The sequence below is a fragment of the Streptomyces sp. NPDC096310 genome (genome assembly GCF_044763125.1).
Lineage (GTDB): Bacteria > Actinomycetota > Actinomycetes > Streptomycetales > Streptomycetaceae > Streptomyces.
In genome coordinates, this window is record NZ_JBIWFO010000025.1 from 84,393 (window position 1) to 107,600 (window position 23,208).

Annotated in this window: 24 protein-coding genes; 10 read left to right on the plus strand and 14 right to left on the minus strand. The window is 71.5% G+C overall.

Annotation, left to right across the window (positions count from 1 at the left end; translation table 11 throughout):
* Positions 1–49: 49 nt before the first annotated feature.
* Positions 50–721, minus strand: coding sequence for a methionine ABC transporter permease (locus ACIQ7D_RS31750; RefSeq protein ID WP_403943549.1), 672 nt, complete (start codon positions 719–721; stop codon positions 50–52).
* Positions 718–1,782: a methionine ABC transporter ATP-binding protein gene (locus ACIQ7D_RS31755; protein WP_403943551.1), complete on the minus strand. Its 1,065-nt coding sequence runs from the start codon at positions 1,780–1,782 to the stop codon at positions 718–720. Before ACIQ7D_RS31755 ends, ACIQ7D_RS31750 begins: the two co-directional genes overlap by 4 nt.
* 585 nt (positions 1,783–2,367) lie before the next feature.
* Here ACIQ7D_RS31755 and ACIQ7D_RS31760 point away from each other — a divergent pair.
* Positions 2,368–2,727 carry a hypothetical protein gene (locus ACIQ7D_RS31760; RefSeq protein WP_403943553.1) on the plus strand — a complete coding sequence of 120 codons (360 nt, stop codon included), beginning with the start codon at positions 2,368–2,370 and terminating at the stop codon, positions 2,725–2,727.
* Positions 2,728–2,731: 4 nt separating this feature from the next.
* Positions 2,732–3,160 carry a hypothetical protein gene (locus tag ACIQ7D_RS31765; RefSeq protein WP_403943555.1) on the plus strand — a complete coding sequence of 143 codons (429 nt, stop codon included), beginning with the start codon at positions 2,732–2,734 and terminating at the stop codon, positions 3,158–3,160.
* Positions 3,161–3,257: 97 nt separating this feature from the next.
* Here the strand turns inward: ACIQ7D_RS31765 and ACIQ7D_RS31770 are convergent, their stop codons facing one another.
* From ACIQ7D_RS31770 to ACIQ7D_RS31780, 3 genes are all read right to left on the minus strand, one after another.
* A complete protein-coding gene (locus ACIQ7D_RS31770; protein WP_403943557.1) occupies positions 3,258–3,761 on the minus strand; it encodes a GNAT family N-acetyltransferase in 504 nt (167 codons plus the stop codon).
* Between the two features lie 36 nt (positions 3,762–3,797).
* Complete coding sequence (locus tag ACIQ7D_RS31775; protein WP_403943560.1) at positions 3,798–4,376, minus strand: sigma-70 family RNA polymerase sigma factor; 579 nt, start codon at positions 4,374–4,376, stop codon at positions 3,798–3,800.
* 76 nt (positions 4,377–4,452) lie between these two features.
* On the minus strand, positions 4,453–5,604 hold the full coding sequence (locus ACIQ7D_RS31780) for a glycerophosphodiester phosphodiesterase (RefSeq protein WP_403943562.1): 1,152 nt from the start codon (positions 5,602–5,604) through the stop codon (positions 4,453–4,455).
* Between the two features lie 229 nt (positions 5,605–5,833).
* Here ACIQ7D_RS31780 and ACIQ7D_RS31785 point away from each other — a divergent pair, with 229 nt between their 5' ends.
* Positions 5,834–6,505 (plus strand): lysophospholipid acyltransferase family protein, encoded by a 672-nt coding sequence (locus ACIQ7D_RS31785; RefSeq protein WP_403943565.1) that lies wholly within the window; start codon positions 5,834–5,836, stop codon positions 6,503–6,505.
* 9 nt (positions 6,506–6,514) lie between these two features.
* On the opposite strand, the gene ACIQ7D_RS31790 is transcribed toward ACIQ7D_RS31785, so the two are convergent.
* Both ACIQ7D_RS31790 and ACIQ7D_RS31795 read right to left on the minus strand, forming a co-directional pair.
* Positions 6,515–8,062: an MFS transporter gene (locus tag ACIQ7D_RS31790; RefSeq protein WP_403943566.1), complete on the minus strand. Its 1,548-nt coding sequence runs from the start codon at positions 8,060–8,062 to the stop codon at positions 6,515–6,517.
* Complete coding sequence (locus ACIQ7D_RS31795) at positions 8,059–8,607, minus strand: TetR/AcrR family transcriptional regulator (RefSeq protein ID WP_403943569.1); 549 nt, start codon at positions 8,605–8,607, stop codon at positions 8,059–8,061. Before ACIQ7D_RS31795 ends, ACIQ7D_RS31790 begins: the two co-directional genes overlap by 4 nt.
* A 71-nt stretch (positions 8,608–8,678) precedes the next feature.
* Here ACIQ7D_RS31795 and ACIQ7D_RS31800 point away from each other — a divergent pair, with 71 nt between their 5' ends.
* Entirely contained in the window at positions 8,679–9,188 is a 510-nt protein-coding gene (locus tag ACIQ7D_RS31800; RefSeq protein ID WP_403943571.1) for a hypothetical protein, read from the plus strand.
* Between the two features lie 82 nt (positions 9,189–9,270).
* Here ACIQ7D_RS31800 and argH read toward each other — a convergent pair whose 3' ends face one another.
* Entirely contained in the window at positions 9,271–10,701 is a 1,431-nt protein-coding gene (gene argH, locus ACIQ7D_RS31805; protein WP_403943574.1) for an argininosuccinate lyase, read from the minus strand.
* A gap of 128 nt (positions 10,702–10,829) precedes the next feature.
* Positions 10,830–12,023, minus strand: a complete 1,194-nt coding sequence (locus tag ACIQ7D_RS31810) for an argininosuccinate synthase (RefSeq protein WP_403943577.1) — start codon at positions 12,021–12,023, stop codon at positions 10,830–10,832.
* 218 nt (positions 12,024–12,241) lie between these two features.
* Between ACIQ7D_RS31810 and ACIQ7D_RS31815 the strand changes: the two genes are divergently transcribed.
* From ACIQ7D_RS31815 to ACIQ7D_RS31840, 6 genes are all read left to right on the plus strand, one after another.
* Complete coding sequence (locus ACIQ7D_RS31815) at positions 12,242–13,156, plus strand: hypothetical protein (RefSeq protein ID WP_399294649.1); 915 nt, start codon at positions 12,242–12,244, stop codon at positions 13,154–13,156.
* Between the two features lie 114 nt (positions 13,157–13,270).
* Positions 13,271–13,891, plus strand: coding sequence for a pyridoxamine 5'-phosphate oxidase family protein (locus ACIQ7D_RS31820; protein WP_399294652.1), 621 nt, complete (start codon positions 13,271–13,273; stop codon positions 13,889–13,891).
* A gap of 52 nt (positions 13,892–13,943) precedes the next feature.
* A complete protein-coding gene (locus ACIQ7D_RS31825) occupies positions 13,944–14,747 on the plus strand; it encodes a L,D-transpeptidase (protein ID WP_403943579.1) in 804 nt (267 codons plus the stop codon).
* 130 nt (positions 14,748–14,877) lie between these two features.
* Positions 14,878–16,209, plus strand: a complete 1,332-nt coding sequence (locus ACIQ7D_RS31830; protein WP_403943581.1) for a ferric reductase-like transmembrane domain-containing protein — start codon at positions 14,878–14,880, stop codon at positions 16,207–16,209.
* A gap of 8 nt (positions 16,210–16,217) precedes the next feature.
* On the plus strand, positions 16,218–17,102 hold the full coding sequence (locus ACIQ7D_RS31835) for an FMN-binding protein (RefSeq protein ID WP_403943584.1): 885 nt from the start codon (positions 16,218–16,220) through the stop codon (positions 17,100–17,102).
* Positions 17,102–17,875, plus strand: a complete 774-nt coding sequence (locus tag ACIQ7D_RS31840; protein WP_403943587.1) for an FAD:protein FMN transferase — start codon at positions 17,102–17,104, stop codon at positions 17,873–17,875. Before ACIQ7D_RS31835 ends, ACIQ7D_RS31840 begins: the two co-directional genes overlap by 1 nt.
* Before the next feature lie 85 nt (positions 17,876–17,960).
* On the opposite strand, the gene ACIQ7D_RS31845 is transcribed toward ACIQ7D_RS31840, so the two are convergent.
* The 5 genes from ACIQ7D_RS31845 to argC are packed head-to-tail and all read right to left on the minus strand — an operon-like array spanning position 17,961 to position 22,810.
* The gene (locus tag ACIQ7D_RS31845; protein ID WP_384990833.1) at positions 17,961–18,497 is read right to left on the minus strand and encodes an arginine repressor; all 537 of its coding nucleotides are present in this window, start codon (positions 18,495–18,497) and stop codon (positions 17,961–17,963) included.
* Between the two features lie 17 nt (positions 18,498–18,514).
* Complete coding sequence (locus ACIQ7D_RS31850; protein WP_403943615.1) at positions 18,515–19,666, minus strand: acetylornithine transaminase; 1,152 nt, start codon at positions 19,664–19,666, stop codon at positions 18,515–18,517.
* Positions 19,667–19,704: 38 nt separating this feature from the next.
* On the minus strand, positions 19,705–20,634 hold the full coding sequence (argB, locus tag ACIQ7D_RS31855) for an acetylglutamate kinase (protein WP_403943589.1): 930 nt from the start codon (positions 20,632–20,634) through the stop codon (positions 19,705–19,707).
* Positions 20,631–21,785 (minus strand): bifunctional glutamate N-acetyltransferase/amino-acid acetyltransferase ArgJ, encoded by a 1,155-nt coding sequence (gene argJ, locus ACIQ7D_RS31860; protein ID WP_403943592.1) that lies wholly within the window; start codon positions 21,783–21,785, stop codon positions 20,631–20,633. Before argJ ends, argB begins: the two co-directional genes overlap by 4 nt.
* Positions 21,782–22,810, minus strand: coding sequence for an N-acetyl-gamma-glutamyl-phosphate reductase (gene argC, locus ACIQ7D_RS31865; protein WP_403943595.1), 1,029 nt, complete (start codon positions 22,808–22,810; stop codon positions 21,782–21,784). Before argC ends, argJ begins: the two co-directional genes overlap by 4 nt.
* Positions 22,811–23,208: the final 398 nt, after the last annotated feature.

Consider the following 23,208-nt stretch of genomic DNA (forward strand, 5'->3'; position numbering starts at 1 on the left):
TGGTGCGGGTGGCCTGGCCCGGACAAGGAGTGCGGGCCGTCGGGGGGTCTCAGGAGGCGGTACGGCCGCGGCGGGCCAGCAGGCGCCCGGCGCCGTCGCCCAGGAGCTGGATCACGGTGACGATCGCGATCAGCACCACGACGGTGGCGATCATGAAGCCGTTCTCGAACCGCTGGAAGCCGTAGGTGACGGCCTTGGAGCCGAGTCCTTCACCGCCCACCGCGCCCGCCATCGCCGAGTAGCCGATGAGCACGATGAGGGTGGTGGTGACGGCGGAGACGAGTGAGGGCAGGGCCTGCGGGAGCAGGACCTTGCGGATGATCGTGGGGATCGAGCCGCCCATCGCCTGGACGGCCTCGACCAGGCCGTGGTCGACCTCGCGGATCGCCGTCTCGACGAGGCGCGCGAAGAAGGGGATGGCGCCGATCGCCAGGGGCACGATCATCGCGGTGGGGCCGATGAAGGTGCCCACGACCAGGGTGGTGAAGGGGATCAGCGCGATCAGCAGGATCATGAACGGCAGCGAGCGGCCGATGTTCACGATCACGCCGACGACCTTGTTGACCACGGTGTTCTGGAGCAGTCCGCCCCGGTCGGTGAGGACCAGCAGGATGCCCAGCGGCAGCCCGCCGGCGATGGTGACGAGCGCTGACCACAGCACCATGTAGAGGGTGTCGACGGTCCCCTGGGAGAGCAGTGGCTGCATTTCCGACCAGGTCACTTGGCATCTTCCTTCACCGGTGCGGGGGTCTGGTCCTGGGCGGGGGCGTCGGGGTCGACGACCTCCGCGTGGAGGCCCTGTTCGCGCAGGAAGCCGACGGGGACGACGTTCTCCTCGTACGTGCCGGGCAGTTCGATCCGCATCCGGCCGATCTGGCGTCCGCCGACGGTGTCCATCGCGGCGCCCAGGATCGATATGTCGATGTTGTACGTGCGGGAGAGCTGCGAGATCACCGGCTGGGAGGCCGCCTCGCCGTGGAAGGTGACATCGATGACCGTACGGCCGGGGCCCGCGGGCGCGCCGCCCACCGGGAACAGTTCCTGGGCGAGCTGGGAGCCGGGGGTGGCGAGCAGTTCGCCGACGGTGCCGGACTCGACGATCCGGCCCCGGCTCATCAGCGCCGCGGAGTCGCAGATCGTCTTCACGACCTCCATCTCGTGGGTGATGAGCAGGACGGTCAGGCCGAGCTGCTGGTTGAGGTCGCGCAGGAGCTGGAGGATGGAGCGGGTGGTCTCCGGGTCGAGGGCGCTGGTCGCCTCGTCGGAGAGGAGCACCTTCGGGCTGCCCGCCAGCGCGCGGGCGATGCCGACGCGCTGCTTCTGGCCGCCGGAGAGCTGGGCGGGGTACGCCTTGGCCTTGTCGGCGAGTCCGACGAGGTCGAGGAGTTCCAGGGCGCGCCGGCCGCGCTCCTGGCCGCTGGCGCCGAGGATCTCCAGCGGGAGTTCGATGTTGTCCTTGACGGTGCGGGAGGACAGCAGGTTGAAGTGCTGGAAGACCATGCCGATCGAGCTGCGTGCGCGGCGCAGTTCCTTGCCGGCCCTGCGGCCCCGGCCGGCGAGTGCGGTGAGGTCCTGGCCGTCGACGGTGACCGTGCCGGCGGTGGGGCGTTCGAGGAGGTTGACGCAGCGGATCAGCGAGGATTTGCCGGCGCCGCTGCGGCCCACGACGCCGAAGACCTCGCCCTCGCGGACGTGCAGGTCGACGCCGTCGAGCGCGGTGACCTCACGGCCGCGCGACTGCGCGGACCGGTAGACCTTGGTCAGGCCCGTAGTAGTGATCACAGGGGGTTTTCCGTCACTGTCGAGTGCGCGGCGGGGGTGCGCCGGGCACGAGGCATTCGTCGGGGCCGCGCGCACACCGGCGCGGCGGGTGGTGCGGCCGGCGGCGCGTGCGGGGGCGGGCCCGACCGGGCGCGGGCGCACGGGGGGGCCGGGTCTCGCTTCGGGGCGCGAGGCTCAGGCGGGGGCCCTCAGAAGGAGCGCATTCGACACAGACAACGAGCACCGGGCGTGGTGATCGCCTCGGTCGCGGGGTCGCGGTAGCTCGTCGTGGTCATGCGGCAAGTAAAACAGACATCAGGACGCCCTCCGGGCGAGTGTCCGAATAGCGGAACAATTCGTCGCACGATACGGACGGCCCTGCGGTCCGGGCAGGGGGCGGCCCATCGCCTCGCCCGCCCCGGCGACTCCCCGCTCCCTCGGCTGTGACCTGCGCGGATACCGTGGAACGGGCGGCCGGGAGCGAATCCGGGAGCGTCGTGCGGCCGCGGCGAGCTGTGGTCAAGGCCACGGCAGGGGCGCGGGTGGCCGGATCCGGCCCCCGGGGGTGCTCGCGGCGGGTCTATTACGCCGTAATACCCTCGGCCCATGCTTGTCGCCCTGACGGTCGCGGTCTCCGTGACCGCGCTCGTCCTCGCCGCCTGGTGCGGTTTCGCCGCCTACCGCGACCAGCCCACCAAGGACTGGCACTTCATCGGCATGGCCGTGGTGTCCCTGCTGGCGCTGGTCCAGTTCGTGGTGGGGATCGTACGGCTCGCGGGCGGCGACAAGGCCGACGAGGGCTCGGTCATCTTCGTCTCGTATCTGCTGGGCGCCCTGCTGGCAGTGCCCGCGGCGGGCTTTCTGTCGTTGGGTGAGCGGACCCGCTGGGGTTCGGTGACGGTCGCCGCCGGTGCGGTCGTCCTGGCCGTGCTGGAAGTACGGCTACACGACATCTGGGGAGGCTGACCCAATGACCACCGAGGTGCCGCAGACGTCCGAGGGACGCGGAGGCCGGCTGGTCACGGGCCCCGGTCTGCTGCTGGTGTGGCTGTACGGGGTGATGTCGGTGGGCGCCGTCTCACGGTCCGCCTACCAGATCGCCACCGAGTTCGCGCACGCGCCGCTCGCCTACTCGCTCTCGGCCGTCGCGGCCGTCGTCTACGCGTTCATCACGTACACGCTCGTACGCGGCGGCGAGTCGGCGCGCCGGGCGGCCCTGGTGTGCTGCGCCGCCGAACTCGTCGGCGTTCTGACGGTGGGGACATGGACACTGGCCGACCCCTCGGCCTTCCCGGACACCACCGTCTGGTCGGACTACGGCATGGGCTATCTCTTCATCCCGGTGCTGCTGCCGGTCACGGGCATCGCGTGGCTGCGGAAGCGGGCGGCGGCGGTGTGAGCCCGGTGCGGCCCCGAGGGGGGCCGAGAAGCTCCGAGAATCCGAGAAGCGGAATCCCCGGCCGGTCCGGGACGGACAGGGAGGATTCCGCCCTCATTCAGGCGCTGGCCACGTACACGCGGTCGGCCGCCGCCTTCTCCAGCTTGACGAGCCGCAGCTTCGGGCCGACCTGCTCCGTCGCCACCGGCGCGTACCCGCGGCTGCGGTAGAGCCGCAGATTGCCCTCGTTGCGGTGGCCGGTGAAGAGCTGGAAGCGCTGCGCGGCCGGCTCCGCCGCGAAGTGGACCTCTATGGCGTCGAGCAGCCGTCCGCCGAGGCCGTGCCTGCGCAGCCGCGGATGGACGATGAGTTTGGCGATCCGGGCCGTGCCCGTCTCGTCCACACGGCCCCGCACCGAGGCCACCACCTCGTCGCCGAGGCGCGCCACCAGGCCGTGCCCACCGTCGAGTTCGGCCCTCAGGTCGTCGAGGGTCTGGGTCAGCGGCTCGATGGTGTAGTCGCCGTACAGCTCGGCCTCGTTCTGGTAGCACAGGTACTGGAGCTTCAGGATCTGTTCCGCGTCCTGCGCCCGCGCCGCTGAGATGGTCACGCTCATGCCCATGTGTGCATGCCTCCCGCTCACTTGGTCCGCCGGTGTCTACCGCTCCTTTCCCCCGCGTTCAGGAGCCGCAACCTCCGCCGCGAGCATTCTGCGCAGGCATCCCAGGCATCTCGATCGCAAGGGGCCCAAACTGCCCTGTGACATACCCAACTCACCGGCCATCTCCCGGTAGGTGAGGTCCTTCGCCGACAGCATCGCCGTCAGCACGCCCGGGCAGCGGCCCGGCGTGCGTCCGACGGCCGCGCGCACCGCTCTGCTCCAGTCGGTGCGCAGGGCGATCCGCTCGGGGTCCGACTCGTTGTCGGCGGCGGGTTCGTGGCGGTAGACGCGTTCCCTGGCGGCGGTGCGCCGGGCTCGCCGCGCCTCCGCCCGTACGACATCACGCACCCAGCGCGCCGGGTCGCCGGGCGTTCCGGCCGCCGCGGGCCGCTCCAGCAGCCGTACCCAGGCGCCCTGTTCGAGATCGCCCGCCTCGACCCCGGCCGCCGGTGCCTCGGCCGCGGCCTCGGCGCGGACGAGGGGCAGCAGCGTACGGACGAGATCCGGCGGGGGCTGCGCCCCTGGCTGCGTCGGACGGGGTACGCGGAGGGGCCGGGTGGCACGGACTGGCGTCATGTCCGGCGGGACGCCCGGCTGGTGGGGGACGGTTGCTCCCCGGCCGGGCAGTCACCCGACCGGGGGACGTTCCGGCTCAGCGGTTGACGAAGTCCGCGCGTGCGAGCAGACCGGTGTCCGGGTTGTCGGTGAAGATCCCGTCGATGCCCTGGGCGAAGTAGGCCTCGAAGGCGCCGAAGGCGTCGCCGTACGCGTTCGGGTCGGTGCCGCGCCGGAAGTCGGCGGGCAGGAACGCGTTCTCGTTGCGGAGCGTGTACGGGTGCAGGATCAGCCCCTGGGCGTGGGCGTCCCGTACCAGCGTGGTGGGCTTCCCGAGCTTGCCCGCGGCGTCCTTCGGGATGACCAGGTCGAGGGTGGGGCCGATGCCCTGCGCGAAGGACGCGATCCACTTCAGCCCCTCGGGCTTCACCAGATCGGCGACCGTACGCGGGTCACCCGCCACCCCGAAGTCCCAGGGACGGCTGCCCGCCGCGTCGAGCAGGACGACGCGCGGCGAGTCGACGAGCCGCGCCATCCGCCGCATGCTGCTCGGCTCGAAGGACTGGAGGAAGATCGCGGAGTCGGCGCGGTCGCGGCGGTACTTACGGAGCAGCTTCGCGAAGGGCTCCTCCAGGCCGAGGCCCAGGCCGCGGAAGTAGGTGGGGTGCTTGGTCTCGGTGTAGAGCCAGACGGTGCGGCCCAGGCGGCGGCCCTGCTCGTCGGCCCAGCGCAGCACCTCCTCGAAGGTGGGGATGGTCCAGCGGCCGTCGTAGAGGGTGTTGTGCTGACGTACGCCCGGGATGCGCTCCTCGGCGCGCAGGGTCTTCAGCTCGGCGAGGGTGAAGTCCTCGGTGAACCAGCCGGTGAGACTGACCCCGTCGACGGACTTGGTGGCCTTGCGGTCCGCGAACTCCGGGTGGTCCGCGACATCCGTGGTGGCCGTGATGTCGTTCTCGTGACGGCACACCAGGTGTCCGTCCTTGGTGGGCACCAGGTCCTGCTCGATCACATGCGCGCCGAGGTCGAGGGCGTGCTGGTACGAGCCGAGGGTGTGCTCGGGGCGGTAGCCGCTGGCCCCCCGGTGGCCGACGATCGTGGGCACGGGCAGGGCCGGCTCCGACGGCCCGTGGCCGCCCCGTCCCCGCTCGGCGGCGACCGCCGCGGTGGGCAGCGCCACGGCCGCCGAGCCGAGCACCGCCGCGCCCAGTACGGACCGCCGTCCGGGCGTGTTCCGCGCACCCTGTGTCATGAACGCTCCTTCGATATGAGGTCCCGCGCCTGCCGCGAATCGAGGTGAGCGTAGGCGGCCGCCCCCTCCGTACGGGAGACCGTGGCGCGAACGTGGTGGAAACACAGATCAACAGTGCGTATCCACTCCGTGAACCCGATGTGCGCCGCCCCTGAGCCGCGAGTACCGTACTCACCTGCACGGATTTACTCGGCCGTCCAACAACCGCACCACGACACCGGAGGACCCGTTGTCCCGCTTCGCCCTCATCAAGGCACTGCTCGGACCGGTCATGCGCCTGATGTTCCGTACGAGGGTGGAGGGCGTCGAGAACATCCCGCGGAGCGGCCCCGTCATCCTCGCCGGGAACCATCTCACCTTCATCGACTCGATGGTCCTGCCGCTGGTCTGCGACCGTCAGGTCTTCTTCATCGGCAAGGACGAGTACGTCACGGGCAAGGGCCTCAAGGGCCGGCTGATGGCCTGGTTCTTCACCGGTGTCGGCATGATCCCGGTCGACCGGGACGGCGGCCGGGGTGGTGTCGCCGCGCTGATGACCGGCCGCCGGGTGCTGGAGCAGGGCCAGCTCTTCGGCATCTACCCGGAGGGCACCCGCTCCCCCGACGGCCGTCTCTACCGGGGGCGTACGGGGATCGCGCGGCTCACGCTGATGACCGGCGCCCCGGTGGTCCCGTTCGCGATGATCGGCACGGACAAGCTCCAGCCGAACGGCTCGGGCATGCCGCGCTTCGGCAAGGTGACGGTGCGGTTCGGCAAGCCGATGGAGTTCTCCCGGTACGAGGGCATGGACCGGGACCGCTATGTGCTGCGCGCGGTGACGGACTCGGTGATGACCGAGGTCATGGAGTTGTCGGGCCAGGAGTACGTGGACATGTACGCCACGAAGGCCAAGGCCGCGTAGCGCCTTCCGTCAGTCCCCGGGAATCGAACCCTCCTCCAGCTTCTGGCCCTTCAGCAGGAACCAGGCGGCCACCGCCGTCGCCAGCAGCACCGCCGCGCCGAGGCCCGAGGCCAGGCGCAGGCCGTCGACGAACGCGCCCTGGGCCGCGGCGAGCAGGTCGGCGCCGCCCCGGCCGGGCAGGCCCGCCGCCGCGTCCACCGCACCGCCCAGGGACTGGTGGGCCGCCGCCGACGTGCCCGGAGGGACACCGGGCGGCGTGGGGAAGTCCCGGTAGACGCCGGTGACGATGGAGCCGATCAGCGCGATGCCGAGCGCCGCGCCCAGTTCGTACGCCGTCTCCGAGACCGCGGAGGCCGAGCCCGCCTGCTCCTTGGGGACGCTGGAGAGGATCACGTCCGCGGTGACGGTGAACGAGAAGCCCGCGCCGGCCCCGACGAGCAGCAGCACCGCGCCCAGCAGCGGGTAGCCGGTGGTCTGGCTCAGCCCGGTCATCACGGCGAGGGGGACACCGATCGCCGCGAGGCCGCCGGCCACCACCACGCGTACGGAGAACCGCCGCGCGGCCCGGCCCGCGAGCAGCCCGGTCGCCACCGCGCCGACCGCGGCGGGCAGTTCGGCGAGTCCGGCCTCCAGCGGGCTGCGCCCCTGGACCAGTTGCAGGAACTGCGACAGGAAGAAGACCAGCCCGGACAGGCCGAGGATCGTCAGCAGGTCGGCCAGTACGGCGCCGGAGAAGCCCCGGTGGTGGAAGAGGCGCACGTCCAGCAGCGGGGCGGGCAGGGTGAGCTGGCGCCGTACGAACCAGTGCAGCGCGCCCACCCCCGCGACCGCGATCACCGCGATGTCCCAGGCCGCGCCGTGCGCCGCGATCTCCTTGATCGCGTACACGACGCCGACGACGCCGATGAGCGAGAGCGCCACGCTGAGCAGGTCCCAGGGGCCCGGGGCCGGGTCCTTCGACTCGGGGAGCGTCCGGATGCCGACGAGGACGAGCAACGCCATCACCGGCAGGTTGATCAGGAAGACCGAGCCCCACCAGAAGTGCTCCAGCAGGAAGCCGCCGACGACCGGGCCGACCGCCGCGCCGGCCGACGCCATCGCGCCCCAGATACCGATGGCGAGACTGCGCTCCCGGGGATCGTGGAAGAGATTCCGGATCAGGGCGAGCGTGGCCGGCATCAGGGTCGCGCCCGCGACCCCGAGCAGCGCACGCGCCACGATCATCATCTCCGGGCTGGACGCGTAGGCGTTGAGCACGGAGATACCGCCGAAGGCGACCGCGCCGGTCAGCAGCAGCTTCTTGCGGCCGATGCGGTCGCCGAGGCTGCCCATCGAGACCAGCAGGCCCGCGATGACGAAGGAGTAGATGTCGCCGATCCACAGGAGTTGGGTACCGGACGGCTTGAGGTCCTCGCTGAGAAAGGGCGTGGCGAGGCCGAGCACGGTCGCGTCGACGGCCACCAGGAGCACCGCGAGCACCAGGACGGCGAGCGCGATCCAGCGCCCGGGGCGCGGCCCGAACCCGGCTTCCGTCGCCGCCGGGTGGCTGCTGGTCACGTGTCCACGCTCCGTCGTGCTCCGCCGAGCAGCAACTCGACGATCATGTACTGGAAGTCCTTGGCGGCGACCCTCCCGTCGTGGATCGCCCAGGCACCGGCGCCGATGAGCCCGTACAGGGCCTCGGTCAGCCAGGCCGGGCTGAGGTCGATCCGGAAGTGGCCCTGCTCCTGTCCGCGCCGGAAGAGCGCGGAGAACCGGGCGTCGATCCGGTCCCAGCCCTCGTTGATCTCGCCCTCGAAGAGCTGGTTCTCGGTGACGAGGAAGGCGAGGAGTCCGGCGGAGGGCTCGACCCGGGCGACGAGCCGGCGAAGCGCCTCGTCCGCGGGGCCCTCGTCGATCCCGGCGCCGTCCAGCGCCGTCTCCAGCTCCTGGAGGCCCAGCGCCTCCAGCGCCTTGATCAGCGCGTCCCGTCCGGCGAAGTGCCGGTGGAGGGTCGCGCGCCCGATCCCGGCGGCGCGGGCGACCTCGTCCATGGTGGCGGTCGGTTTACGGGTGAGCAGGGCCGCCGCGGTGCGCAGCACCTGGTCACGATCCATGGTCATGAGGCAACCATAGCCCGAATGAGACACAGAGGTCTCATTCAATACGATGATCTACCGGAGAGGTGGGGTGGATGAAACCGCTGCTGCTGATCGATGTCGACGGCCCGCTCAATCCGTACGACGCCCTGGCGGGGGCGCGGCCCCCGCGCGGCTACATCCGGCATGTGATGCGCCCCGCGGCCTGGCCGTATCCGCAGCCGCTGTCCGTGCTGCTCAACCCCGACCACGGCACGGAGCTGCTGGCCCTCGCCGACCGTTACGAACTGGTCTGGGCCACGACCTGGGAGGGCGACGCCAACGAGTGGATCGGGCCACACCTCGGGCTGCCGGAGCTGCCGTACATCCGCTGGCCGGAGACGCACGGGCGGACCCCCCGCGGGACCTTCTGGAAGACGCGGTACGTCCTGGAGTACGCGGCCGGACGGCCCTTCGCCTGGATCGACGACGAGATCACGTCGTACGACCGGGAGTGGGTGGAGCGGGAACACCGCGCCGCCGCCCTGCTGCTGCGCGTCGACCCCGGCATCGGGCTGACCCGGCCGGACTTCGAGGCGCTCGCGCGGTGGGCGGCGGCGCTGTAGAGCCGCTTGCGGCTCCCGCTCCCCTTCCCGCTCTTACCGCTTCCTTCTCTTCTTCGCTCTTCCTTCTCGCCGCTGCCTCTCGCTACTGCTTCTTGGCGGTGGCCCAGGCGTGCTGGATCACCAGGTCCGCCTTGACCTCCGCGAGCTGGGCGGCGACGGCGGAGGGGGCGGTACCGCCCCGGCCGTTACGGGAGGCCAGCGAGCCCGCCACATTGAGCACCGAACGGACGTCCGGGGTGAGGTGCGCGGAGATCTTCGCGAACTGCTCGTCCGTCAGCTCGTCCAGCTCGATGCCGAGCGACTCGCACTCCTTGACGCACTCCCCCGCGACCTCGTGGGCCACCCGGAACGGCACACCCTGCCGGACCAGCCACTCCGCGATGTCCGTGGCGAGCGAGAAACCGGCGGGGGCCAGCTCTTCCATCCGGGTCCGGTTGACGGTCAGCGTGGCCATCATGCCGGTGAAGGCGGGCAGCAGGACCTCAAGCTGGTCGCAGGAGTCGAAGACCGGCTCCTTGTCCTCCTGGAGATCGCGGTTGTACGCGAGCGGCAGCGCCTTCAGCGTGGCGAGCAGCCCGGTCAGATTGCCGATGAGCCGCCCCGACTTGCCGCGCGCCAGCTCCGCGATGTCCGGGTTCTTCTTCTGCGGCATGATGGACGAGCCGGTGGAGAACGCGTCGTGCAGGGTGACGAAGGAGAACTCCTTCGTGTTCCAGAGGATGATCTCCTCCGCGATCCGCGACAGGTTGACGCCGATCATCGCGGTGATGAAGGCGAACTCGGCCACGAAGTCGCGCGAGGCGGTGCCGTCGATCGAGTTGCCCACGGAGCCGCGCTCGAAGCCCAGGTCGGCCGCGACCGCCTCGGGGTCGAGCCCCAGCGAGGAACCGGCCAGCGCGCCGGAACCGTACGGGGAGACCGCCGTCCGCTTGTCCCACTGCCGCAGCCGCTCCGCGTCCCGGGACAGCGCCTGCACATGCGCCAGCACATGGTGCGCGAAGAGGACGGGCTGGGCGTGCTGGAGGTGCGTACGGCCGGGCATCGCCACGTCCGGGTTGGCCTCGGCGAGACCGACCAGCGCGTCCTGGAGGTCCGCGATCAGCCCGCCGACGATCCGCGCGTGGTCGCGCAGGTACATCCGGAAGAGCGTGGCGACCTGGTCGTTGCGGGAGCGGCCGGCACGCAGCTTGCCGCCGAGGTCGGCGCCGAGGCGCTCCAGCAGCCCGCGCTCCAGTGCGGTGTGGACGTCCTCGTCGGCGACGGTGCCGGTGAACGAGCCATCGGCGACATCCGCTTCGAGCTGGTCGAGACCGGCGGTCATGCGGGTCAGTTCGTCGGCGGTGAGCAGCCCCGCCTTGTGGAGCACGCGGGCGTGGGCGCGGGACCCGGCGATGTCGTACGGCGCGAGCCGCCAGTCGAAGTGGACGGACGCCGACAGAGCCGCCAGCGCGTCCGAGGGACCGTCGGCGAAGCGCCCGCCCCAGAGCCGGACGTCACCGTTGTTGCTGCTCACTGCTGAACTCCTTGGAGGGTTCGTGAAGCCTCGAACGTGAAGCATGGAACTCGAACGTGAAGCGTGGAAGAAGTACGGCCGCCTCCCCGCAGCGGAGGAAGGGGAGGCGGCCGTCGTACGGGCGCGGGTCAGGCGAGGTCGCGCCGGGCGGCGATCTTGGAGGAGAGGCCGAAGATCTCGATGAAGCCCTGCGCCTTGGACTGGTCGAACGTGTCGCCCGAGTCGTAGGTGGCCAGGTTGAAGTCGTACAGCGACTCGTCCGACTTCCGGCCGGTGACGACGGCGCGGCCGCCGTGCAGCGTCATCCGGATGTCGCCCGTGACGTGCTGGTTGGCCTCGTTGATGAAGCCGTCCAGGGCGCGCTTGAGCGGGGAGAACCACAGGCCGTCGTAGACGATCTCGCCCCAGCGCTGCTCGACCTGCCGCTTGTAGCGGGCCAGCTCGCGCTCGACGGTGACGTTCTCCAGCTCCTGGTGCGCGGTGATCAGTGCGATGGCGCCGGGCGCCTCGTAGATCTCCCGGGACTTGATCCCGACGAGCCGGTCCTCGACCATGTCGATCCGGCCGATGCCCTGGGCGCCGGCCCGCTCGTTGAGCTGCTGGATGGCCTGGAGGACGGTGACGGGCTTGCCGTCGATCGCGACGGGGACGCCCTCCTTGAAGGAGATGATCACCTCGTCGGCCTCGCGCGGCGTGGCCGGGTTCGAGGTGTACTCGTACACGTCCTCGATCGGGCCGTTCCAGATGTCCTCCAGGAAGCCCGTCTCGACGGCGCGCCCGAAGACGTTCTGGTCGATGGAGTACGGGGACTTCTTGGTGGTCGCGATCGGGAGGTTCTTCTCCTCGCAGAAGGCGATCGCCTTGTCCCGGGTCATCGCGTAGTCACGGACCGGGGCGATGCACTTCAGGTCCGGGCCGAGGGCGGTGATCCCGGCCTCGAACCGCACCTGGTCGTTGCCCTTGCCGGTGCAGCCGTGGGCGACGGTGCCCGCGCCGTGCTTCTGGGCGGCGGCCACGAGGTGCTTGACGATCGTCGGCCGGGAGAGGGCGGAGACCAGCGGGTAGCGGTCCATGTAGAGGGCGTTGGCCTTGATCGCCGGGAGGCAGTACTCCTCGGCGAACTCGTCCTTGGCGTCCGCGACCTCGGCTTCCACCGCACCGCAGGCGAGCGCGCGCTTGCGGATGACGTCCAGGTCCTCGCCGCCCTGGCCGACGTCCACGGCAACGGCGATGACCTCGGCGCCCGTCTCCTCGGCGATCCAGCCGATGGCGACGGAGGTGTCCAGGCCGCCCGAGTAGGCGAGTACGACGCGCTCGGTCACGGGTTTCTCCTTACGGTGCATTCACTGACAGGCATAACTATGCACCCGTCCGTATGATTCGTCAATCTCGATGAGTTTGGAGTGATGTTTGAACGGTGCGCGCCCTCGTCTCGTACACCTCACCGAACGCAGGCGCCGCGTTGTACGAACCGAGGTCGAGCCGTCCGGCCACTCACCGGACGACTCCCACCCCACCCTTATCCGAGTGAGGTTTCCGCATGTCCAGGGCTCTTCCGAAGTACAACAAGCGCCGTGTGCTCATCGCCGGCGGTGCCGCCGCGGTCGTCCTGTCCGGTGCCGTGATCGCCGGTAACGCCTTGGCCGGGGAGGGCGACAGCAGTACGGCGGCCGGTTCGCCCGGTACGGTGAGCTGCCCGGCCGTCGCCGGCTCGCTGCCCGCGGTCCCGGCCTCGGCCCAGGCCGAGATCGACCGTAACCTCGCCCTCCTCGACACCCAGATCGCGGAGGCGAACAAGCGGCTCGTCGACACGGTCGGCCAGGGCGGCCCCAACTTCGTCCAGAACGCGATCCTCGGCCCGCTGGAGGACAAGCGCGTCGCCACCATCAACCGCATGGCCACCGCCATCGGCCGCACCGCCGAGAAGCCCGCCGGACTGGACGCGCTCGCACCCTGCACCCTGAGCGCGGCGGGCGGCGGGGCGGGAGATGCCGGGGCCGGTGACGCGGGCGCCGGAGATGCGGGCGCCGGGGACGCCGGGGCTGGAGATGCCGGTGCCGGAGACGCGGGAGCCGGAGACGCCGGTGCGGGAGATGCAGGCGCTGGTGACGCGGGCGCCGGGGACGCCGGAGCCGGAGATGCCGGAGCCGGGGACGCGGGCGCCGCGGGTACGGTGAACTGCCCCGACGTCGCGTCGAGCCTGCCCGCGGTCCCCGCCTCGGCCCAGGCCGAGATCGACCGTAATCTCGCGCTGCTGAACACCCAGATCTCCGAGGCCAACCAGCGGATCACCGACACCGTCGGCCAGGGCGGCCCCAACTTCGTCCAGAACGCGATCCTCGGCCCGCTGGAGGACAAGCGCGTCGCCACCATCAACCGCATGGCCACCGCCATCGGCCGCACCGCCGAGAAGCCCGCCGGGCTCGACGCGCTCGCACCCTGCACCCTGAACTGACCCACCTGACCGTGGGCCGACCGGCCAGACCGGGAACGCCGTTGCCGCTGACGAGTGGCGACGGCGTTTCCGGCATCCCGGCGTCCGTACGGGTGCGGAGCGATAATCACCTGTATGGGGAAACGCTATGAACGGATCGACGGCAGAATCCGCGCCTTCATCGAGGACCAGCCCGTTTTCTTCACCGCCACCGCACCGCTGGCGGACGACGGCCACGTCAACCTCTCGCCCAAAGGGCGCGCCGGGACCCTCGTCGTGGTCGACGAGCTGACCCTGGCCTATCTCGACTTCGGCGGCAGTGGCGCCGAGACCATCGCCCATCTCCGGGAGAACGGCCGCATCACCCTGATGTGGTGCGCCTTCACCGGACCGCCCAAGGTGCTGCGGGTGCACGGCCGGGGCGAGCCGGTCTTCCGTGACGACCCGCGCTGGGCCACGTACATCCCGTACTTCGCGGACGCCGACGGACCGGCCGCCCGCGCCATCATCGTCATCCACGCCGTGCGGATCGCCGACGCGTGCGGATTCGCCGTCCCCTTCATGGAGTACCGCGAGGAGCGCACGCAGCACGCCGAGCACTTCGGGCGGAAGTCCGACGAGGAGTTCGCCGCGTACTGCGCGAAGAAGGAGCACGTCCCGGTGAGCCTGGACGGGCTCCCGGCGCTGCCGATGCCCCTGCCCCCGCGGACGGACCTCGCCGACCGCTCGGCTGAATCCGGGCTGCGTTCGGCCTAGCGCGGCGGCTTCCGGGAGGACGGGTGACGGACCTGACACGTACGGTCCGGCCATGCGCCCCGCTCGTAGCACTCGTAGCACCCGTACCGCTCGTACGGCCCGTAGCACCCGTACCGCTCGCGCCGCCGTCGTCCTCGCCGCCGTCACCCTCCTCACCCTCGTCACCGGCACGGCCGCCGCCCACCCGGCCCGGACCGCCGACACGCCGCTGCCCGAGCGGATGGCGGACACCGGCGGCGGCAGCCAGCTACTCACCGCCGAGGCGCCCGACACCGGCTCGACCACCGGCCGGCTCACCTGGTGGGACCGGCGGGACGGCCACTGGATGGCCGCCGGCTCCTCCCCCGCGCGCTTCGGCGCGGGCGGGCTCACCGAGGGCGCCACCCGCCGGCAGGGCACCTCCACCACCCCGACCGGGCTGTACGACCTGCCGTACGCGTTCGGGATCGCCCCGGCGCCGGCCGGGACCGCGTACTCCTACCGGCCCGTGACCGGGGCGTCCTGGTGGTGCCAGGACAACGCCTCCCGTGACTACAACCGCTGGGTGGAGGGCCTGCCGGCGGACTGCCGGGCCGCAGAGGCCGAGCGGCTGGCGGACTATCCGGAGCAGTACTCCCTCGGCATGGTCATCGGCTTCAACTACGACCGTCCGGTGCGCGGCCGGGGCGCCGGGATCTTTCTGCACGTCAACGGCGCGGGCGCGACGGCCGGTTGTGTCTCCGTACCGGCCGACGCGATGCGGACCGTGCTCGCCTGGGCCGACCCAAAGCGCGCCCCGCACCTCGCGATCGGCACGGCCGACGGGCCGACCGCACTGACCGCCGTCAACCGGTTCGGAGGAACCACCAAAGATTGAACTCGTCGCGTCGCGGCCCCTCTTCTTTGAACCCGCCGTCGGTCAAATCCGTATCGGCGGACACGGAGGAGAGTTGAGGTGCAGTTCCGTGGCGATGATGCACAACGGTCGGGCCGCCAGAAGGCAGACCATGCGCGCGATCAGCCCCCAGCGGTCGGGCGCGCTGCCCCTGTTGGTGATGTGCTGGGCGGGCGCGGCCGCCGTCATGGCGCTGTGGTGGCAGAACACCGCCGTCGTCCACATGGCCATGGCCGAGTGGCTGATCGGCGGCGGTCGGCTCACCGGGCTGCTGAGCGGCTATCTGATCGCGATCGTGGTGCTGCTGATGGCACGGGTCCCCGCGCTGGAGCGGCGGGTGGGCTCCGACCGGGTGGCGCGCTGGCACGCGGTGGCCGGCCGGTACGCCGTGAGCCTGGTGATCGTCCATGTCGTGCTCACCGTCTGGGGGTACGCGGTCCAGGCGAACAGCCCGATCGTGGCCCAGACCATCAGTGTGATCACCGAGTTCCCGCGGATGATCGAGGCGACGGTCGGGACGGTGCTCCTGATCCTGGTCGGCTTCGTCTCGGCCGGGACGGTGCGCCGCAAGGTGCGCTACGAGACCTGGTACTACCTGCATCTCCTCACCTATGTCGCGGTGTACCTGACGTTCTGGCATCAGCTCGCCACGGGCGCGGAGTTCGTCGGCAACCCGACCGCGCGGACCGTCTGGTACGTGCTGTACGCGACGGCCGGCGCCCTGCTGTTCTGGTACCGCGTGCTGACGCCGGTCCGGCTCAACCTGCGCCACCGGATGCGGGTCGACTCGACGGTGTACGAGGCGCCGGGTGTGGTCTCCGTACTGATCACGGGGCGGCGGCTGCACCGGATCGGCGCGCAGCCGGGCCAGTTCTTCCGCTGGCGGTTCCTCACGGACGGGCTGCGCTGGAGCTCCAACCCGTACTCCCTGTCGGCGCCGCCGCGGCCGGATCTGCTGCGGATCACCGTCAAGGCCAACGGCGAGCACAGCGAGGCGCTGGCCCGCCTTGAGCCCGGCACGCGGATCTGGGCGGAGGGCCCTTACGGCGCGCTGACCGCGGGCCGGCGCAGCCAGGAGAAGGTACTGATGATCGCGGGCGGCGCGGGGATCACCCCGATGCGGGCCCTGTTCGAGACGCTGCCCGGGGAGCCCGGCGATCTGACGCTGCTCTACCGGGCCAGCAAGACCGAGGACCTGGCGCTGTGGAACGAGCTGCGCCAGATCGCCTCGGCGCGCGGGGCGCGGCTGCTGTACGCGGTCAACGGCCCCGACGGGGTCCGGCCCGAGATCACTCCGCAGCGGCTGCGTGAGCTGCTGCCGGACATCGACGACCACGACGTGTACATGTGCGGGCCCGCCGGGCTCGCGCGTCAATCGTACGAAGCACTGCGCGAGGCGGGCGTTCCCGCCCGGCGCATCCATCACGAGTCCTTCGAAATGTGAGGCAGCCGGTGAAGAGGAAGCATCCGCTCCGGCGGATCATGATCGGTGTCGCCGCGACCGCGTCGGGCATCGTGCTGCTGCTCGCGCTGAAGCAGCCCGGTGGGTCCACGGTGGCCGGGGCGACGGCGCCGCCCGGCGCGGCAGCCGGCGCGTCGGCGGGGGCGGCGGGCGCCACGGGCGGGCAGGCCCTGCTCGGGGACGCCGTGAACACCCAGTACGGACCGGTTCAGGTGCGGCTCACCATGGCCGGCGGGAAGATCACCCGGGCCGAGGCGGTGCAGGCGCCGGGGGCGGACGCGCGCAGCAAGTCGATCACGGCCGACGCCGTGCCGAAGCTGAACCAGGCCGCGGTCACGGCGCAGAGCGCGGGGATCGACGCCGTGACGGGCGCGAGCTACACCAGCAAGGGCTACCAGGAATCGCTCCAGAGCGCCCTGGACAAGGCGGGGACGGGCGGTACGGACACCACGGGCGGTACGGCCGCCACGGGCGGGGGCGCGGGCGGCGGCTCGGCCGAGGCGAGCGGCCCGGACACCGGCGCCGGCGCGGGTACGGGCGCGGGTACCGGTACGGGCGCGGGTACCGGTACGGGCGCGGGTACCGGTACGGGCGCGGCCCCGCGGACCGTGCTCGGGAGCCCGGTCGACACCCAGTACGGCACGGTCCAGGTGCAGATCACCGTCGCCGACGGGAAGGTCACCGCGTCCGACGCGGTCCAGGCCCCGTCGGCGGACGCCCGCTCCAAGTCCATCACCTCCGGTGCCGTGCCGAAGCTGAACCAGGCGGCGGTCACCGCGCAGAGCGCGGGGATCGACGCCGTGTCCGGCGCCAGCTACACCAGCAAGGGCTACCAGGAATCGCTCCAGAGCGCGCTCGACGAGGCGGGCCTCTGATGGCGCCCGAGGGCGTACGGCTGCGCCATGTCGAGGAGTCGATGGGCACGGTCTTCTCGTTCGACATCCGTGGTGTGCGGGACCAGCCGAGGGTGCGGGCGGGGCTCCAGGCGGCGGTGGCCTCGCTGCACCGGGCGGACGAGATCTTCTCGACGTACCGCCCCGACAGCCAGATCTCGCGGCTGAACCGGGGTGAACTGACGCTCTCCGCCTGTCTGACGGAGGTCGTGGAGGTGCTCGGCCTGTGCGCGGAGGCCGAGCGCGAGAGCGGCGGCTGGTTCACCCCCGGCTACGCGGGCGGGGTCGACCCGACGGGGCTGGTGAAAGGCTGGGCGGTGGAGCGGGCGGCCCGGATGATCGCCTCGTCCGGGGCGGCGTCGGTCTGTCTGGGCGGCGGCGGCGACATCCAACTGGTGGGCGGCCCCTGGCGGGTGGGCATCGCCGACCCGCTGCGCCCCGGCGAACTGGCCACGGTGGTCGAGGCCCACCAAGGCCTGGGCGTGGCCACCTCGGGCCCGGCGGAACGCGGCTGCCACGTCCTCGACCCGCACACCGGCGAGGCCCCGGCCGGCGGGCCGGCCTCGGTCACCGTGGTCTGCCAGGAGGGCGTCACGGCGGCCGATGTCCGGGCGACGGCCGCGTACGCGATGGGCGACCGGGCGAGGAAGTGGCTGGAAGCCCTGCCGGGCACCGAGGGCTTCGCCGTCACCCCGTACGGGGACACCTGGGCGACCAGCGGCTTCCACCGGCATGTCGCGACGGTGGGGGTCTGAGCGGCGGCGGCGCCCCGCCGTGCGGGCGGCCCGGCGCACAACCCGGGCCGCCCGCGCAGCGGTTGGAATGTGATACCCGCGGCGCTCAGCGGTCGTTCTGGGCCAGTTTCAGCAGATGGTCCGCGAGCGCCTGGCCGCCCGCCGGGTCGCGGCTGATCAGCATCAGGGTGTCGTCGCCCGCGATCGTGCCCAGGATGTCGCTCAGTTCGGCCTGGTCGATGGCGGAGGCGAGGAACTGGGCCGCGCCCGGCGGGGTGCGCAGGACCACGAGGTTGGCGGACGCCTCGGCGGAGATGAGGAGTTCGCCGGCGAGGCGGCGCATCCGCTCCTCCTTCGCCGACTCCCCCAGCGGGGCGTGCGGGGTGCGGAAGCCGCCCTCGCTGGGAACGGCGTAGATCAGTTCGCCGTTGGTGTTGCGGATCTTGACCGCGCCCAGTTCGTCCAGGTCGCGGGAGAGCGTCGCCTGCGTGACGCTCAGCCCGTCGTCCGCGAGCACTTTCGCCAGTTGGCTCTGGGAGCGCACCGGCTGCCGGTTGAGGATGTCGACGATCCGGCGGTGGCGGGCTGTTCTGGTCTGCGGCACGGACGGCCCGCCGTGCTCTGCTTCCTGGGCGTCGGTCATCGTCGTCGTCTCATTTCTCAGGATCGTCCGTCCCCGTGCGCGTCGTCGAGGATGCCCGGCAGGGCTGCCAGGAACGCGTCCACCTCGCTGTCGCCGATGATCAGGGGAGGCATCAGCCGTACGACGTCGGGGGCGGGGGCGTTCACCAGGAAACCGGCACCCTGGGCCGCCTGTTGCACCGTCGGCGCGAGCGGCCCGGTGAGCACGATACCCAGCAGCAGTCCCGAGCCGCGGACATGGGAGACGAGCGGGTGGCCCAGAGCCTCGACACCGTCGCGCAGTTTCTCGCCGAGCCGCTTCACCTCGTCGAGGCGGCCCTCGGCGGCGAGCGTGTCCAGCACGGCGAGCCCGGCGGCGCAGGCGACGGGGTTGCCGCCGAACGTCGTACCGTGCTGCCCCGGCCCCAGCAGATCGGCGGCGTCACCGAAGGCGATGGCCGCGCCGAGCGGCAGACCGCCGCCGAGTCCCTTGGCGAGGGTGACCACATCGGGTTCGACGCCCTGGTGCGCCTGGTGCTCGAACCAGGCGCCGGTCCGGCCGACGCCCGTCTGCACCTCGTCGAGGACCAGCAGGGTGCCGGTGGCGCGGGTGATCTCCCGGGCGGCCTCCAGATAGCCCTTGGGCGGGACGACCACACCGTTCTCGCCCTGGATCGGCTCGATGATCACGAGCGCCGTCTCCTCGGTGACCGCGGCGCGCAGCGCGTCGGTGTCTCCGTACGGTACGTGTGTGACCTCGCCGGGCAGCGGCAGGAAGGGGGTCTGCTTCGCGGGCTGGCCGGTGAGGGCCAGGGCGCCCATCGTCCGGCCGTGGAAGCCGCCGTCGGTGGCGACCATGTGGGTGCGGCCCGTCAGCCGGCCGATCTTGAAGGCGGCCTCGTTGGCCTCGGCGCCGGAGTTGCAGAAGAACACCCGGCCCGGGCGGCCGAAGAGCTGGATCAGCCGCTCGGCGAGGGCGACGGGCGGCTCGGCGATGTAGAGGTTGGAGACATGGCCGAGGGCGGCGATCTGGCGGGAGACGGCCTCGACGACAGCGGGGTGTCCGTGGCCGAGCGCGTTCACCGCGATGCCGCCGACGAAGTCGGTGTACTCGGTGCCGTCGGCGTCCCGGACGCGGGCCCCCTCGCCGTGGACGAGGGAGAGCCCCGGCGTTCCGTAGTTGTCGGCCATGACGCCCTGCCAGCGCCGGGCCAGCTCCTGGTTGCCGGTCACTTCACTGCCTTTCCCTCGGTGGGTGCCGGTACGGTCGCCGGCGCGTCGGGCACGACCATGGTGCCGATGCCCTCGTCGGTGAAGATCTCCAGCAGGATCGAGTGCGGGACCCTGCCGTCGAGCACGCGTGCCGTGGTGACGCCGTTGCGCACGGCGAACAGGCACCCCTCCATCTTGGGCACCATGCCGCTGGACAGCTCGGGCAGCAGCGTCTCCAACTGGGTGGCGGTGAGCCTGCTGATCACGTCGTCGCTGTTCGGCCAGTCCTCGTACAGGCCCTCCACGTCGGTGAGGACCATCAGCGTCTCGGCGCCGAGCGCGGCGGCGAGCGCGGCGGCGGCGGTGTCGGCGTTGACGTTGTAGATCTGGCCGTCGTCGGCGCCGCGCGCCACGGAGGAGATGACCGGGATCCGGCCGTCGCCGAGCAGCGCCTCGATGGCGCCGGTGTCTATCGCGGTGATCTCACCGACCCGGCCGATGTCGACCAGCTCACCGTCGATGAGCGGCCGGTGCTGGACGGCGGAGATGGTGTGGGCGTCCTCGCCGGTCATGCCGACGGCGAGCGGGCCGTGCTGGTTGAGCAGGCCGACCAGCTCGCGCTGCACCTGTCCGGCGAGGACCATCCGTACGACGTCCATCGCCTCGGGCGTGGTGACGCGCAGACCGGCCTTGAACTCGCTGACCAGGCCGTGCCGGTCCAGCTCGGCGCTGATCTGGGGGCCGCCGCCGTGCACGACGACCGGCTTGAGCCCGGACTGCCGCAGGAAGACGACGTCCTGGGCGAAGGCGGCCTTCAGGTCCTCGTCGACCATGGCGTTGCCGCCGAACTTGATGACGACGGTCTTCCCGTTGTGCCGGGTGAGCCAGGGCAGCGCCTCGATGAGGATCCGTGCCTTGGGCAGCGCGGTGTGCTTGCGGGCGTTCATGAGCTGTACGCGCTGTTCTCGTGGACGTACTCGGCGGTGAGGTCGTTGGCCCAGATGACGGCCGTCTCCGTACCGGCGGACAGGTCGGCGGTGATACGGACCTCGCGGTAGCGCATGTCGACCAGGTCGCGGTCCTCGCCGACGGCGCCGTTCTCGCAGACCCAGACGTCGTTGATGGCGACATTGAGCCGGTCGGGCTCGAAGGCGGCGCCGGTCGTGCCGATCGCGGAGAGCACCCGGCCCCAGTTGGGGTCCTCGCCGTGGATGGCGCACTTGAGGAGGTTGTTACGGGCGATGGAGCGGCCCACCTCGACGGCGTCGTCCTCGGTGGCGGCGTTGACCACCTCGATACGGATGTCCTTGGAGGCGCCCTCCGCGTCCCCGATGAGCTGCCGGGCCAGGTCGGCGCAGACCGTACGGACGGCCTCCGCGAACACGTCGGTGGCGGGGGTGGTCCCGGAGGCGCCGGAGGCGAGCAGGAGCACGGTGTCGTTGGTGGACATGCAGCCGTCGGAGTCGACGCGGTCGAAGGTGGTACGGGTGGCGGCGCGCAGCGCGGTGTCCAGCGCGGCCGTCTCGACGTCGGCGTCGGTGGTGAGGACGACGAGCATGGTGGCGAGGCCGGGGGCGAGCATGCCCGCGCCCTTGGCCATGCCGCCGACGGTCCAGCCCTCGCCGCCGGCGACCGCCGTCTTGTGGACGGTGTCGGTGGTCTTGATGGCGATGGCGGCCTTCTCGCCGCCGTGCTCGGAGAGGGCCGCGGCGGCCACGTCGATGCCGGGCAGCAGCTTGTCCATGGGCAGGGTGACGCCGATGAGGCCGGTGGAGGCGACGGCGATCTCGCCGGCGCTGTGGCCGGTCAGGACCTTTGCGGCGTGCTCGGCGGTGGCATGGGTGTCCTGGAAGCCCTTCGGGCCCGTACAGGCGTTGGCCCCGCCGGAGTTGAGGACGACGGCGGAGACGGTGCCGCCCTTGAGGACCTGCTCGGACCAGAGGACCGGGGCGGCCTTGACGCGGTTGGAGGTGAAGACGCCCGCGGCGGCGCGGCGCGGCCCCTCGTTGACCACGAGGGCCAGGTCGGGTCCGCCGTTCTCCTTGATCCCGGCGGCGATGCCCGCCGCCGTGAATCCCTTCGCTGCCGTGACGCTCACGGTGCCACTCCGATCGTGGTCAGTCCGGTGGACTCGGGGAGTCCGAGGGCGATGTTCATGCTCTGCACCGCGCCGCCCGCGGTGCCCTTGGTGAGGTTGTCGATGGCGCTGACGGCGATGACGCGCCCGGCGGCCTCGTCGTGGGCGACCTGGAGCTGGGTGGCGTTGGAGCCGTACACGGAGGCGGTGGCGGGCCACTGGCCCTCGGGGAGGAGGTGCACGAAGGGCTCGTCGGCGTACGCCTTCTCGTACGCGGTGCGCACGTCCTGGGCGGTGGTGCCCGAGGTCGCCTTCGCGGAACAGGTGGCGAGGATGCCGCGCGGCATCGGTGCGAGGGTGGGGGTGAAGGAGACGGTGACCCGCTCGCCCGCGGCGGCGCTGAGGTTCTGGATCATCTCGGGGGTGTGCCGGTGGCCGCCGCCGACGCCGTACGGGGTCATGGAGCCCATGACCTCGGAGCCGAGCAGATGCGGCTTGGCGGTCTTGCCGGCGCCCGAGGTGCCGGAGGCGGCGGTGATCACGGCCTCGGGCTCGACGAGTCCGGCGGCGTACGCGGGGAAGAGCGCGAGCGAGACGGCGGTGGGGTAGCAGCCGGGCACCGCGACGCGCTTGGACCCCTCCAGCGTGGCGCGGTGGCCCGGCAGCTCCGGGAGGCCGTACGGCCAGGTCCCGGCGTGCGCGGAGCCGTAGAACCGCTCCCAGTCGGCGGCGTCCTTCAGCCGGAAGTCGGCGCCCATGTCGATGACGAGGACATCGTCCCCGAGCCGCTCGGCGACCGCGGCGGACTGGCCGTGCGGCAGCGCGAGGAAAACCACCTCGTGACCTGCGAGAACCTCGGGAGTGGTGGGGGCGAGTACCCGCTCGGCCAGGGGGAGCAGATGCGGCTGGAGCCCGCCGAGCCGCTGTCCCGCGTTGGAGTTTCCGGTGAGGGCCCCGATCTCGATCCCGGGATGGGTGAGGAGCAGACGGAGCAGTTCCCCGCCCGCGTATCCGCTCGCTCCTGCCACCGCTGCACGTACAGCCATCGAATTGCCCTCCTCAGTGATGGCATGACTATACGTAGCGATGCACTTTTATGCAACGAGATGTTCCCTGGCGGAGGAGCCGCCCTGTGACCGAGAATTCTTGTTGGCACATGGAGAGTGCTAGGGCGTGTTTCGAAAGTAGCGCCGTCCGCCCGTAGGGCGGGGCTCGCGGCGTCTGGTGCGTGCGATCGCAAGGCGGAGGATCGGTGTCATCGACGGCCTGGACGTACGTGGGCGACTCCGACAACACAGCGAACGTGCGTGCCAGGCGTCGCGAGCCAGGCGGGACTTTCGAAACACGCCCTAGTACTCCAGTGCGGTTTCGTGATCTATCCAGCGGGTTCGTCGGCGGACCGCCGTTTGTAGTGGCTGCGTCGGGCTGTTGCCTGGTGGCGTCT

What these genes read in the sequence shown, in the direction of transcription:
- ACIQ7D_RS31830 (WP_403943581.1), top strand. Translation starts at nt 14,878, where the DNA reads ATGCGCGCGATCAGCCCCCAGCGGTCGGGCGCGCTGCCCCTGTTGGTG.
- ACIQ7D_RS31780 (WP_403943562.1), bottom strand. Translation starts at nt 5,604, where the DNA reads ATGACACAGGGTGCGCGGAACACGCCCGGACGGCGGTCCGTACTGGGC.
- argB (WP_403943589.1), bottom strand. Translation starts at nt 20,634, where the DNA reads ATGAACGCCCGCAAGCACACCGCGCTGCCCAAGGCACGGATCCTCATC.
- ACIQ7D_RS31815 (WP_399294649.1), top strand. Translation starts at nt 12,242, where the DNA reads ATGTCCAGGGCTCTTCCGAAGTACAACAAGCGCCGTGTGCTCATCGCC.
- ACIQ7D_RS31800 (WP_403943571.1), top strand. Translation starts at nt 8,679, where the DNA reads ATGAAACCGCTGCTGCTGATCGATGTCGACGGCCCGCTCAATCCGTAC.
- ACIQ7D_RS31845 (WP_384990833.1), bottom strand. Translation starts at nt 18,497, where the DNA reads ATGACCGACGCCCAGGAAGCAGAGCACGGCGGGCCGTCCGTGCCGCAG.
- ACIQ7D_RS31850 (WP_403943615.1), bottom strand. Translation starts at nt 19,666, where the DNA reads ATGGCCGACAACTACGGAACGCCGGGGCTCTCCCTCGTCCACGGCGAG.
- ACIQ7D_RS31775 (WP_403943560.1), bottom strand. Translation starts at nt 4,376, where the DNA reads ATGACGCCAGTCCGTGCCACCCGGCCCCTCCGCGTACCCCGTCCGACG.
- ACIQ7D_RS31760 (WP_403943553.1), top strand. Translation starts at nt 2,368, where the DNA reads ATGCTTGTCGCCCTGACGGTCGCGGTCTCCGTGACCGCGCTCGTCCTC.
- ACIQ7D_RS31820 (WP_399294652.1), top strand. Translation starts at nt 13,271, where the DNA reads ATGGGGAAACGCTATGAACGGATCGACGGCAGAATCCGCGCCTTCATC.
- argC (WP_403943595.1), bottom strand. Translation starts at nt 22,810, where the DNA reads ATGGCTGTACGTGCAGCGGTGGCAGGAGCGAGCGGATACGCGGGCGGG.
- ACIQ7D_RS31765 (WP_403943555.1), top strand. Translation starts at nt 2,732, where the DNA reads ATGACCACCGAGGTGCCGCAGACGTCCGAGGGACGCGGAGGCCGGCTG.
- ACIQ7D_RS31840 (WP_403943587.1), top strand. Translation starts at nt 17,102, where the DNA reads ATGGCGCCCGAGGGCGTACGGCTGCGCCATGTCGAGGAGTCGATGGGC.
- ACIQ7D_RS31795 (WP_403943569.1), bottom strand. Translation starts at nt 8,607, where the DNA reads ATGACCATGGATCGTGACCAGGTGCTGCGCACCGCGGCGGCCCTGCTC.
- ACIQ7D_RS31825 (WP_403943579.1), top strand. Translation starts at nt 13,944, where the DNA reads ATGCGCCCCGCTCGTAGCACTCGTAGCACCCGTACCGCTCGTACGGCC.
- ACIQ7D_RS31770 (WP_403943557.1), bottom strand. Translation starts at nt 3,761, where the DNA reads ATGGGCATGAGCGTGACCATCTCAGCGGCGCGGGCGCAGGACGCGGAA.